At 52.9% G+C, this 13201-nt stretch carries 9 protein-coding genes; 2 read left to right on the forward strand and 7 right to left on the reverse strand.

The features are described from left to right. Positions 1 to 121: 121 nt before the first annotated feature. Entirely contained in the window at positions 122 to 3046 is a 2925-nt protein-coding gene (locus F1379_RS08950) for a transglycosylase domain-containing protein (protein WP_150268620.1), read from the forward strand. Positions 3047 to 3140: 94 nt separating this feature from the next. Here the strand turns inward: F1379_RS08950 and F1379_RS08955 are convergent, their stop codons facing one another. The 3 genes from F1379_RS08955 to F1379_RS08965 all read right to left on the reverse strand — a co-directional run bounded on the left by F1379_RS08955 (position 3141) and on the right by F1379_RS08965 (position 5755). Further along, complete coding sequence (locus F1379_RS08955; RefSeq protein WP_150268623.1) at positions 3141 to 3836, reverse strand: 5'-methylthioadenosine/adenosylhomocysteine nucleosidase; 696 nt, start codon at positions 3834 to 3836, stop codon at positions 3141 to 3143. Between the two features lie 137 nt (positions 3837 to 3973). Further along, positions 3974 to 4984, reverse strand: a complete 1011-nt coding sequence (ccpA, locus tag F1379_RS08960) for a catabolite control protein A (protein WP_150268625.1) — start codon at positions 4982 to 4984, stop codon at positions 3974 to 3976. Between the two features lie 288 nt (positions 4985 to 5272). Beyond that, a complete protein-coding gene (locus tag F1379_RS08965) occupies positions 5273 to 5755 on the reverse strand; it encodes a hypothetical protein (RefSeq protein WP_150268627.1) in 483 nt (160 codons plus the stop codon). A 204-nt stretch (positions 5756 to 5959) separates the two neighbouring features. On the opposite strand from F1379_RS08965, the gene F1379_RS08970 reads away from it, so the two are divergent. Continuing rightward, complete coding sequence (locus F1379_RS08970) at positions 5960 to 6484, forward strand: type 1 glutamine amidotransferase domain-containing protein (protein WP_150268630.1); 525 nt, start codon at positions 5960 to 5962, stop codon at positions 6482 to 6484. A gap of 44 nt (positions 6485 to 6528) precedes the next feature. Here F1379_RS08970 and F1379_RS08975 read toward each other — a convergent pair whose 3' ends face one another. From F1379_RS08975 to F1379_RS08990, 4 genes are all read right to left on the reverse strand, one after another. Continuing rightward, positions 6529 to 7941 (reverse strand): hypothetical protein, encoded by a 1413-nt coding sequence (locus tag F1379_RS08975; protein ID WP_150268632.1) that lies wholly within the window; start codon positions 7939 to 7941, stop codon positions 6529 to 6531. Next, positions 7928 to 8461 carry a sigma-70 family RNA polymerase sigma factor gene (locus F1379_RS08980; protein WP_150268634.1) on the reverse strand — a complete coding sequence of 178 codons (534 nt, stop codon included), beginning with the start codon at positions 8459 to 8461 and terminating at the stop codon, positions 7928 to 7930. The genes F1379_RS08975 and F1379_RS08980 overlap by 14 nt, the downstream gene beginning before the upstream one ends. A gap of 210 nt (positions 8462 to 8671) precedes the next feature. After that, positions 8672 to 10438, reverse strand: coding sequence for a phosphoenolpyruvate--protein phosphotransferase (ptsP, locus tag F1379_RS08985; RefSeq protein WP_150268636.1), 1767 nt, complete (start codon positions 10436 to 10438; stop codon positions 8672 to 8674). Then, positions 10435 to 12321, reverse strand: a complete 1887-nt coding sequence (locus F1379_RS08990; RefSeq protein ID WP_150268638.1) for a glucose PTS transporter subunit IIA — start codon at positions 12319 to 12321, stop codon at positions 10435 to 10437. The genes ptsP and F1379_RS08990 overlap by 4 nt, the downstream gene beginning before the upstream one ends. Between the last annotated feature and the right edge of the window lie 880 nt (positions 12322 to 13201).

A 13201-nucleotide genomic window follows, 5' to 3' on the forward strand; every position in this document is an offset into this window, starting at 1 on the left:
CGCTAAAGAATGCTCCTCCTTGAGCCTATTCGCCCCACTTTCTGCTTCCGGTACCGCAGAAGCGCATTCAAAAGCAGCAAATTGTGCTATAATAGTTCCGTTAAAAGGAGGATTATCGTCGATGGTTGAGGAAAACAAAAAGAAAACCGCAAAACAGCGTCCCCCACGCAGATCCTGGCTCCGGAGGTTCGGTTCTGTCGTCAAGTGGATGTTTATACTTGGTATTATTGGCCTTTTGTTTGCCGGAGGAGCATTTGCCGGCTATGTGGCTTCCATCGTGAAGGATGAGCCTGTGCGCTCTGAAGAAACCATTCAGCAGCAAATCGGCCAGAACGCCATTACCGGCTTCGCCTACTTCCGCGACGGGCAGCCGATCGGCCAGCTTAGAACCGAAGAGGACCGCAGAATAATCGCATTTGATGATATACCGCAGCTTGTCATTGATGCCGTCCTCGCCATAGAGGACAATGATTTCTACCAGCATAACGGCGTCGATTTCACCGGCACCCTGCGCGCCGTGAAGCAGCGGCTCCTGAATGAATCCGTGCAGACCGGCGGCAGCACGCTGACCCAGCAGCTGGCCAGACGCGTCTTTCTGAATCTGGACCGTACGGAAGACCGCAAAGTGAAGGAAATCCTGCTGGCACTCCGCCTGGAGCGGTTTGTCTCCAAGAACGAAATCATTACAGCTTATTTGAACAAAGTTCCGTTCGGCAACGGCTCGAACGGCTATAACGTGTTCGGCATCAAGGCCGCTGCCAAAGGCATCTTCGGGCTGGATGATCTGGACAAACTGAATGTGGCCCAGGCTGCTTATCTGGCCGGTCTTCCGCAGCTCCCTTCCGCTTACTCCGCTTTCAATGGTGTCGGGGAATTCAATGAGACCGCTTTTAACCGTGCGCTTGAACGCCAGCGGCTCGTCCTCCGCCGTATGCTGGAGGAGAACAAAATCACCATCTCGCAGTACGACGACGCCCTGCTGTTCGATATCAAGGGGTCACTCGCGCCGCACACCAAAAAGGCTTACGCTACATACCCCTATCTGATGCTGGAAACCGAACGTAAGGCTGCGGAAATCCTGCTGTCGATCAAGCAGGTCACCGACGGCAGCAATGACGCTGCTTCCGCTGCCGACAACGCCGTACTTCTGGAGGAAGCACGCCAGCAGTTGATGACCGGCGGCTATCGCGTGTACACGACGATAGACAAGAAGGTCTATAACGCCATGCACAGCGTATCCGATGACAGCGACAATTTCACCAAAGACAGCAAGACCAAAGGCATTGAACAAACCGCAGGCATGATGATCGACAACAAAACTGGCGCGATCCTTGGAATGATTGAAGGCCGCGACTTTAATATTGAACAGATGAACTATGCCACGCAGATGATTCGCCAGCCAGGCTCCACAATGAAGCCGATTGCTGCATATCTGCCGGCGCTCGATGCCGGACTGATCCAGCCGGCAAGCATTCTAGACGACGCACCGGTCATTCTGAAGGACGGCACCAAAGGCTTCCATATTCCGAAGAATGCCAATAACCGTTATCAGGGACTGGTCACAGCCCGTTATGCGCTGAATAAATCGCTTAACCTGCCGGCGCTGAAGCTGTTTAACGACAAGGTTGGCATCGAGGATGCCTGGGCCTTCTCCAAGAAACTGGGGATCAACACCCTTCAGGAAGACGACTACCATGCCCAGACCGGCGTCATCGGCGGATTGCGGTATGGTGTATCTGTTGAGGAATTGACCAATGCCTATTCCGCTATCGGTAACCAGGGCGCTTTCAACGATGCTTACATGATTGAGAAAATCGTTGATGCCCAGGGTAAAATCATTTATCAGCATAAGGTGAGTCCGGAGCAGGTATTCTCCGAGCAAACCGCTTATCTGATGACCGATATGCTGCGGACGGTAATCACTGAGGGAACGGCCTCTACCGTCAAGAGCAACTACGAGCATTTCAAAGAGGTGCCGATTGTCGGCAAGACGGGCTCCACGCAGAATTACGGGGATGTCTGGTTCATGGGCTACACGCCGGATATCACACTCGGCATGTGGGTTGGCTATAAAGAGCAAATCAATACGCTTGAGGGCGATAAGCAGAAACGGCAGGCCCAGACGCTGTGGACCAAGGTCATGAACGCCGTGATCGATAAGCAGCCGGAGCTGTTTGCCACCAAGGAATTCCCGCAGCCGGAGGGCATTGTCAAGAAGACGGTCTCCGCTTACAGCGGCAAGCTGCCGACCGAGCTGACCGATAAATTTACCACAGATCTGTTCAATGTCAAATATGTGCCGACAGACAGTGATGATGGCATATCCAAAGCCAAATACATCACTTACAACTCGGTCAACTACCTTCCGCTGGAAGGAACACCGGAGGATTTCCTGAAGGAGAAGATCGTGGTCAAACGTGAAAAGCCGATTCAAGAGCTTGTGAAAGAGCTTCTGGCCGCTTTTGAGGGGATGAAGGATCATGAATCGCTGGAGTATTACATGCCTGCCGATGCCAAATCCGACTTCCCGACCGAGGTAGATCCGCGGGTTGATGACGGGACGGCTCCCGCTCCTCCGGGAGGCGTGAGCGTCTCCTATAGCACCGGCAAAGCCGTCATCAGCTTCACCCCGAGCGACTCCGCTGATGTGGTGGGCTACCGTCTATACCGTTCGCTGAACGGAGGTGCCTTCCAGAAGCAATCGGTCCGCTCCGTGGGCGAATCTACCGTGTTTACTCCGGGGACACCGCAGAGCGTCAACGCCACCTTCTATGTCACGGCCGTCGATGTGGCCGGACATGAGACAGCGTCGGTGAGCGTGGCCGGCGGTGTGGCAGCCACACCGGAGATCACTCCGACTCCGGAAATCGATCCCGGGCTGGAGCCGACACCGGAGGGCGGTCTTCCGCCGGAAGGAACGGAGGATCCCGGCATGATTATTATTGAACCGCCGGGCAGCACAGACGGGGCCAGTGAGGCTGGTAATCCCGGGGCCGGCAATGCAGCAGGCAACGCTGCCGGCAATGCAGCGGGCAACGCGCCTTAAGCGTAAAGCTAGCTAGACCGGCTGGCGCAGACATACAAAAGACACCGTTCCAGGGTTTCCGGGAACGGTGTCTTTTCGTTTAACCAGATTGGTGCTACATGGCAGTCAGCATATGCTCCAGAATCGCGCAGGAATTGCGGGCAGCCGTTTCGGTAAATTCACGGTAATTCTGATGCGCCGATCCATCGGCTTTATCGGACATGGAACGGATAATGACAAACGGAGTGCTGTTCATGAAGCAGACCTGGCCCACCGCCGCACCCTCCATCTCCGCACACGCCCCGTCCAGCTCCTCCCGGAGACGGGCGACCGCCTCGCCGCTGGCGATAAACTGATCACCGGATAAGACAATCCCGGTGATATAGCGGACACCAAGCGCCCGGCAAGCCGCTTCGGCAAGCTCTACCAGCCCAGGGTCCGCGCCGAAAACAGAAGTCTCCTGATACGGGATGACCCCCCTGGCGTATCCGAGCGGCGTGACATCCATATCATGCTGAATGCAGCTCGCAGAAATGACGATATCGCCAATGTCCAGACCCGGATGAAGCGCTCCGGCCACTCCGGTGAACAGAATGCGTGATACTCCGAAAGTGTCCAGCAGGATCTGTGTCGTTACAGCTGCATTGACCTTACCTACGCCAGACTTGCATAGTACGACCGGTTTGCCGAGAAGCGCACCTGTATAGTAAGTAATGCCGGCTTTCACCTTGCAGTCACGGTCAACCATTCGCTCAAGCAGCAGCGCAATTTCCTCATCCATTGCTCCGATAATGCCGATAGGCTGATTCATTATGTACCTCCGTCCATTTTCTTTCGTACTGCCAGCCCCCGTAGGGCAAGCCTATGTATGTCTCTGCTGCAAACTGCAACATAAAAAGCTCCATAAAGGAGCTTTATTATGTCTGAACTATTCAGTATGTGTTTCCCTTACTGATTCACGTGATTGACCGACAGACGCAGAATCGTCTCATGCGGCAGGATGACGCGCGGGTTGTCCACCGTTTCCTTCTTCATCAATTTGGTCAACAGACGCATTGCCACTGCACCAAGATCATACATCGGCTGGGCGACTGTGGTGAGCAGCGGCCGTACCATCGAGGCCATCCGAATGTTGTCCACGCTGATAATTGAGAAATCATCGGGAACCTTAAGGCCTTCATCCTGAATGCTGTGGATGGCGCCAATCGCCATTTCATCGGTTGCGGCAAATATGGCCGTCGGCTTCTTCTTGAGACCCAGGAAGTACTTCATGGCTTCTACACCGGATTCGTAACGGTAATTCCCGATGCGCACCAGGTCCTCCTGATATTCGATACCGGCATTCTCCAGCGCCTTCTTGTAACCCTGGAACCGGGCATAGCCATTGGCCGGGTCCTGCAGCGTACCGCTAATCATGGCAATCTCGCGGTGACCATGGCGGATCAGTGTATTCACGGCGTCATAAGCCGCCGCTTCATGATCGATATCCACCGACGGATAATTACCTTGCTCATCACGCGTGGCGCAAAGAACAATCGGCACTGCGGAAGTCTGGAACGCTTGAATATGCTCCTCAGTCACGGTCCCGCCCATGAACAGCAGCCCGTCCACCTGCTTCTCCAGCAGTGTGTTAATGACACGGATTTCCTTCTCTTTACGTTTATCCGCATTACACAAAATAATGTTGTAGTGATACATATTGGCGATATCTTCAATCCCGCGGGCAATTTCCGCAAAAATCGAGTTGGAGATATCGGGAATGACAACCCCGACGGTTGTCGTTTTCTTGCTGGCGAGACCTCTCGCTACAGCATTTGGACGATAGCCCAAACGTTCGATTGCTTCAAATACCTTCTTCCGGGTCTGCGGTTTCACATTGGGGTTATTGTTCACAACCCGCGATACCGTCGCCATGGACACGCCTGCTTCTCTAGCTACATCGTAAATGGTTACCGTCAAATTACTCTCTCCATTGCGATAAATTTTATCGTTCAACTAATTAAAATTATGATACGACACTTTGTACAATTGTGCAATGATAACGCTTCATTTTCCTTTCAAATTTCTTTCAAAAGGCGCAAATTCCGCTAATATGAGCTAAACTCTCTAAACCCATTGCATCAATATACTTACTTAGTTCTATCCTAACAAAAAGTTTATGAAAAATCCAATGTCTACTGAAATATTTTCAATGTTTTTGCAGAAAAAATATGCGAATCGCGTAATCTTTCACGGAATAGCGGCTTTTCAGCCTTCGATTTTCCTTTTTTCACCATGGTTCGCGTTTTCAGGCGTATGTATGGTTAACTGGGACAAGCGTCTTTCCGTCTCTTCCATCCAGCTGTGATCATCCATCTCCGCCGCCACACGGTACAAATCCAGCAGCAGGTCAATTCTTCCCTGGACCGATATTTGGATTGCTTCTTCAAGCTCCATCACGCCCCCCGGGAACATCCCCGCAGCCATGGTCTCCTTCAGCACACAAGCCCATTCATTTCGTTCGGCGAAAGAAACATGCTTGCCTCTTGCGGAGCTTGCATTCAACTCTTCCAGGAAAGACACCAGGTCCTTCTTGATATAAGGCAGCGGTTCATAACGGGCGCATACATCGCAAGTATAGACCGGAACATGAGTGATTTTGATTTTGGCGCTGTAAATAAGGGTGTGCATATGTATAGTCATCGTACCGCCGCAGCCGCATACCTTCTTCGCTAATTTGTCATTGTACATCGCTTGGGCTCCTCGGACTTAATAATAGACTTGCAGTATTCCTTCTTCCTAAGCTATATTCGACCTCCCTCCATCAAAACCCTTCCCATTTGCATATAATGATTTATTTGGAAGAAGTGCTAGGGTTTACAAAGCGCGAGATGATTTCATCGGCCGGATTTGCTAGAATGGACAGGAACATGCACACGAAAGGAGCTGCTTAGAATGAGACTATCCGGTAAAAAAGTCATTGCACTGGTTGACGATGAATTTGAGGATCTGGAGCTATGGTATCCCGTATACCGCGTCCGGGAAGAGGGTGCCGAAGTCCACTTGGCAGGACTGGAGAAGGGAAAGACCTATGTCGGCAAATACGGCGTTCCCGCTGTGGCCGACTTCTCCTGGGATGAGCTTCAGGCTAAAGATTATGACGGAATTCTCGTGCCTGGCGGCTGGGCTCCGGACAAGATCCGGCGGTACGGCGCGGTGCTACAGCTGATCCAGGACTTCAATGCCGCCCGCAAGCCGATCGGGCAAATCTGCCACGCCGGCTGGGTGTTGATCTCCGCCAAAATATTGCAGGGCGTCACCGTCACATCCACACCAGGCATCCGCGACGATATGGAGAACGCAGGCGCCATCTGGAAGGATGAGCCGGTCGTCACCGACGGCCACATCATTTCCGCCCGGCGTCCGCCTGACCTGCCGCCCTACGGCAAGGCGTTCTGCGACGCGCTGGCCGGTGAGTAAACCATTTAAGCCCCGCCGACGGCGGGGCTTTTTTGATAGGGACATTACTTGGTGATCTCTACCTCCACCCGCTCTTTAATTGCATTCGGATAGCTAAGCAGTGTAAAGGTCAGAGGCTGCGGCAAACCGGCAGAGCCCAGTTCGTAGGAATATCTATATGCTGGATTCTCTCCAGTAGCAGTTGCTTCCCTGAACTCTAGGTCGGCCCAAACCGAATTCTGAAGCATATGCTTTTGCCCTTGGCCGTCCACGAATTGATTAGCGATCTGCATAACGGTGTAGCCGTTCGTCGCTCTATCCGTTCCCTTCAATTCAAAGTCGAGCACCATTCTTTCACGGGATGACTGCGCTGAGAACTTAAGCCGGTTATCCGGTGCCTTGATGATCTGTTTCTGTTCGGTATCGACAATCAGTTGGGTCTCCGTCTTATCAAGAGCCACAATTCCGGTGATTCTCAGCTTCAGCGGTGCACTCGAGGTGTTATCTACCGGAAATACATACGTTAGCCTGCCGTCAGACATCATCGTTTGTCTTACACCGTAACCCACATATTCCGAATTGCTCCCCTGCATTAATTGCGGGCCGAGCAGACCGAATATCTCTTTGGTATTGCCGGAGTCATAATCAACGGTCAGATAGACACCGGTTGTGGAGATATATGCGTTCTCGAGGATTATTTGCTGGTCCGCTATGCTAAAGTTTTTGTTCAATTGCACCTCTTTACCTGTCTTAGCCATATCCGCTTTGTCCAGCGTTAAAGGAAGCGTCAGCTCCGTAGCATCGGACGAAGGAACGAGGAGATGGGGATCGATGTCTGAGACCGAAATCTTCGCATACAACGTATCTGGAAGCGCAGTATAATCTCCGTCCCATAGAATTTGGCTGTAAAAGCGGGTAGTACCTGCACCCGCCGTTTGCGGCGTAGAGCCTGCAGAATATATAAGCGGTTTGCCGTCCTTGTCGGTCACATTTAAGCTTGCAACCTCCACCTTTTCGCCGCTTCTGTTGTATAGCGAATATAGTACAAGCATTCCTTTGCGGTCCGCAGCGATCCGTTCGATTTCGAAGGTAAAGCCGTCCTTCTCTATCACTGCCCCTTCCACCGGCTTCAGCAACCCGGCTTCCAAGGCCGAAACAACCGTCGTGTGTACATTATCATAGCTTCCTCCTGTTCCCGTCAGACCGAGATAAGCCGCCGCATTCGAGACTGCATTCCGGGCTTCCGTCTGCCGGGAGGGTTCACCGGTTTGTGGGATGAACGGCAGAAGAAAGATAACTGCCGCCAATGCCGCAGCTAAAGCTACCGTCCATTTGTACCGCGGCAGCAGCCTCTGTCTGCGGACCTTGCGGACTCCGCCTGTTATTGCCGCATTCAGCTTGGCTTCAGACACCTCACCCGCCTGCGCCGATACCGTCTGAAAATACTCTCTGAGCAGCGTTTCTTCATTGACCGTCATCGCTGAATCCTCCTTTCATTTGGGCACGCAATTGCTTTAATCCTTTGTTCAGCCAGGTTTTGACGGTGCCCTCCGGCTTGCCGAGCACTGCAGCAATTTCTGTCAGCGTAAGATCCTGATAATACTTAAGCACAAGCACCTGCCGGTACTTTGGCTTCACTCTGTCCAGAGCCCGCTGCATGTCCAGTTTGCGGTCGCTGGTCATCTCCACCAGCGCGTTCTCCCTTGATTGCGGTTCAGCAGAGACCAGTTGCTTTCTGCGTTTCAGTTCATCCTTGCAGCAATTAATAAGAATCCGTGTCACCCAGGGGGCAAACCGCTCAGTGTCCTTCAGGCTCTTACGCTTGATCCATGCCCGGTAAGTCGCCTCCTGCAGCATTTCCAGCGCATCATTCTCATTGCGCAAATAACTGTAGGCAATGCCATACATGATCCGTTTCTGGCTGGCTACCCGCTCGATAAAGGGCCCGGCTTCTTCTTCATTAAGCTGCGCCCATTGCCCCTCCAGCAAATTTTCCATTCTCCTGCTCCCCTCTGTACAAGCTCCTCCTGCCAGCATATCTGAGTTGTTTCAATGCTTCTGTATATAATGACTCCGCAAGGCTGGAAACGGTTTTGTTTTTTAAGCGCACCTTCACCGTTCTTCCGCCGGAACACAAAAAATCCGGCGCCAGCGCCGGATTATCCGTTGTTATCAGGGTTGTCCTGAATATCTCTAGTCTGCTATCCCTCAGGACTGCTTCTTCTGTGGTTCAACGCCCGCAGCCAGCGTGATGCTGCTGCGTTTGGCAAAAGAGCTAAGCAGTTCCTCTGTCTGCAGGCTGGTCCGGTGCCCGAAGCAGAGCTTGCCGGTTTCTTTCGCTTCGGAAGCGAGGGTATTCAATATACGGTGCTTGACCCGGAGCAGCGCCTGCGGCGACATGCTGAGGTCGCGGATGCCCAGCTCCAGCCACAGCGGCAGAGAGCGTTCATCCGCAGCCATTTCGCCGCAAATGCTGATGTCGATCCCACCGCGGCGGGCAGCATCAACGGTCATCTTGATCATACGCAGCACAGATGGATGATACGGATGATACAGATGGGCAATTTGCTCGTTCATCCGGTCCACTGCAAGTACGTATTGGACCAGATCATTCGTACCGATACTGAAGAAATCCACTTCTTCCGCGAGCAGGTCAGCGATCATTACAGCTGCCGGCACCTCGATCATGATCCCTACCGGAATGTCCTTGTCGTACGGAACGCCTTCCGCTTCAAGCTCTGCCTTTACCTCTTCGAGCACCGCTTTTGCCGCCTGTACCTCTTCAATAGAGGAGATCATCGGGAACATGATTTTGACTTTTCCGTAGTGGGCGGCCCGTACAATGGCTCTCAGCTGTGTCTTAAACAAATCCTTCTGATCGAGACTGATCCGGATGGCCCGGTAGCCCAGAAACGGGTTCTGCTCCTCGGAAAGCTGGAAATAATCCAGATGCTTGTCTCCGCCGATATCGAGCGTACGAATGACGACCGTGTTCTGCTGAACCCGCTCCGCCACCTGCTTATAGACCTCAAATTGTTCTTCTTCCGTAGGGAACGAATGCCGGTCCATGTAGAGAAACTCTGTCCGGAACAGCCCTACGCCTTCGGCTCCGTATTTCAAGGCCAGATCCAGCTCTTTCACGGAGCTGATGTTGCCGGCCAGCCGCAGCTGTGCGCCGTCTTTGGTGATGGCCTCCACAGTAGCAAGCAGCTCCAGCTGTTCCTTCTTCCGCTGCTGCTTGTCGCGGATGGCGGCAAATTCCTGCACCGTGGCCTCGTCGGGATGAAGCTGGACCACTCCGCTGTCCCCGTCGATCACGAGAAAGTCGCCGGTCTGAATCGGCGTGGTCAGCTTGCTCTCCAGTCCCGCTACCAGCGGAATGCCCAGAGCCCGGGCCATGATGGAGGAATGCGAGGTCTTGCCGCCCATCATGGTAACGATCCCGAGCACATACACCGGATTGAGGTGGGCCAGCTGTGACGGCGACAGTTCTTTGGCTACCAGAATGTAAGGCTTAGTATCGGATGGCAGGGTCACTTCCGGCGCACCCAGCAAATGCTTCAGCAGACGGTTGCCGACATCCTTGATATCGGCCGCCCGCTCCTTCATATATTCATCATCGAGCAGGTCGAACATGGCGACAAAATGGTCGATGGCTTCCTTAACGGCCACCTCTGCAGCCTTATATTGGCGTTCAATGATACCGCGAATTTCACTCATGAATACAGGATCATCCAGGATCGCCAAATGAGCGTCGAAAATGCTCGATTCCTCCGGACCGACCACCTCACGGAATTCGCGTTTGATAAATTCAATCTCATCCTTGGAGGTACGGACCCCCTCGTACAGCCGCTCGAACTCCTTGGCCAGATCGACCGGGTTAATCTGTGTCTCCGGCATGCTCCATTCCCAGTTTGGCAGGACAAAGGCCTTCCCGATGGCTACACCCGCTGCTGCGCCTATGCCTTGTATCATGCGTCAATCCCTCCAACATTACTTTCGTGTAATACTACGGACATAACCGACGACTGCCCCTTTTTCACATTTTTAAATGGCCCGTAGCTCCAGGATTTCACCCGGTCCGGGTTGGTGATCACCATAGGCGTCGCCAGCGAAGCCGCATGTTCGCGAAGATATCCGATGTCAAACCGTACCAGCAATTGTCCCGGCTCCACACTGTCGCCTTCCTGGACCAACGCTTCAAACGGCCCTTTGAGCTGGGAGGTATCGATACCGATATGCATCAGTACCTCCAGACCTTCCGGTGTTGAGATGCCCACGGCGTGCATGGTGGGATACACATGCATCACCTTGCCGAACACCGGCGAGACCAGCTCGCCTTTTTCCGGGAAAAAGGCCACACCGTCCCCCACCAGCTTGGCGGCAAATATATGATCCGGCACCTCCTCGATCGGCATCATCCGCCCCTGCATCGGGGCGCTGAACAGCACCTGCGGCAGATCCCGCAGCAGAAGCTTGTTAATCTCTTCGCGGATCAGCTCGGAATACGTGCCGAAGACGACCTGCACATTGCCGCCGCCCAGCTTGATGATGCCTGCGGAGCCCAGACTCTTCAAAGCTCCAGTATCTATATATCGGTCGTTGTGCACCGTTAATCTTAGACGTGTAATACAAGCCTGCACCTGCACAATGTTCTCCTTGCCGCCCAGCGCCTCCAGAATAAGTGGTGCCTGATACGGAATATTGCCCGCCCAGTCGCCCAGCTCCGAGCCTTCTTCGCGTCCCGGGGTCGGAATCTGGAACCGGCGTATCGCCCAGCGGAAGACATTGTAGTACAGAATGAAATAGCCGATGCCGATGGGGATCAGCAGCCAGGCCCGCTGGGATAAATGCAGATTGAGAATGAAATCGATGGCTCCCGCCGAATAGGAGAAGCCATGATGAATCCCCAGTGAGTATGTCAGCAGCATTCCCAGACCTGACATTACCACATGCAGTGCGAATAAATAAGGAGATGCGAACAGGAACGCAAACTCGATTTGCTCCGATACCCCGGTCAGAAAGCAGACGGCGGCGGCGCGCACGAAGGTTTTGCGGATTTGCGGCTTGAGATCCTCCCGTGCTTCCTGGATAATTGCAAATGCAATGGCCGGCAAAGCAAACATCATCACCGGATACAGCCCCGCCATGAACACGCCCGCTGTCGGGTCTCCGCTGAAGAAGCGCGGCAAATCCCCCTGGATTACGGCGCTGCCGTCAGGTGTAGTGAAATTGCCAAGCTGAAACCAGACCACATTATTTAGAATATGATGAAGACCGAAGGCGGTAAGTACCCGGTTCAGCACCCCGAACATAAACACACCGAAGCCGCCGGTCATTTCGATGCCCTGGAACAGTGACTCCAGCCCCCGCTGTAAGTAAGGTGAAATGCCCAGCATCGCCCAAGCGAAAAGGGCCGAGAACAAGCCCATAAACAGCAGCACAAAACGCGATCCGCCAAAGAACTGAATCGCTTCCGGCAGCTTGATATTCTTAAAGCGGTTATGCGCCACACCGGCAATGATACCAAGGATCACGCCGATCATCGTCGCGGGCTGCAGCTCGCCTGTACCCATATGGGTAACGATCCGGTCATAAGTGAACATTCCCGCCAGCGCCGCCAGCCCGGCCGGTCCGGCCTGATTCGACAGTCCCCACGCCACGCCGACCGCAAACAAATAAGGCATGAAATAAAAAATCCCCTGCCCCGCGTATGTAGCCACTTCCGCCACCGAAGAAAGTCCCCACGCCGACCACGGCAGACTGCCCAAACTCAGCAATATGGCCGCCGCCGGAAGCACCATGGTGGGAAGCATGATCGCTCTGCCCAGCTGCTGCAACGATCCGAGCCAATTCAAGATGACCCTCTCCTTTCTTCTATACTGAATCGTAAGCGCTACTAAGGCTTTTGTCAAAAGATTACGCAACACTTAGAATACCACGTTTGACGGATTGATGTGAACTTTATTTCTTGTATACCGGCTCTGCGGTTAATCTGCCTTTCGGGAGTCATCAGCGGCAATGAACCCGCGAGTGCATAAGAGTGTTCAAGAAGGGCAACAGCATGGATTGCCGAAGGCCTTCAGCAAATGCGGAAGGCCAATAGCCCGATTGCTGAAGGCCAACAGCTCCAATTGAGGGAGGCCAACAACTTCAATTGCCGAAGGCCAACAACTCCAATTGCCGAAGGCCAGCAGCTCCAATTGCGGAAGGCCTTCAGCAAATGCGGAAGGCCAATAGCCCGATTGCTGAAGGCCAACAGCTCCAATTGCGGGAGGCCAACAACTCCAATTGCCGAAGGCCAGCAGCTCCAATTGCGGAAGGCCAGCAGCACCGATTGCTATTAATGACCTCGCTAACCGCTGCTGATAATTGTATTTTGTACAACTATATCCATCTATACAGGCTTTTTCCTGGCTATAGTTGTATTTTGTACAACTATTTTCTTGATTTTTAGCAGTTTGAATTCAATATGCTGATTTTAGTTGCACAAAATACATCTATTCCTCAAAGATTGGTGCATACGTAACAAATAGTTGTACGAAATGCAGTTATCCTTGTCATTGCAGATTTTTATGCACTCTTCTCCTTTTGTTAGTTACAAATTTTTATGCACTCTTCTCCTCTTGTTAGTTACAAATTTTCATACACCCTTCTCCTCTTACTAGTTACAGCTCTTCTTGCACTCTGCTCCCAATGAACATGTGTTCCACCGCTTTCGCCGTACATTTACGTTCA

It is taken from the genome of Paenibacillus tepidiphilus (genome assembly GCF_008635795.1).
GTDB classification, from domain to species: Bacteria; Bacillota; Bacilli; order Paenibacillales; family Paenibacillaceae; genus Paenibacillus_AQ; species Paenibacillus_AQ tepidiphilus.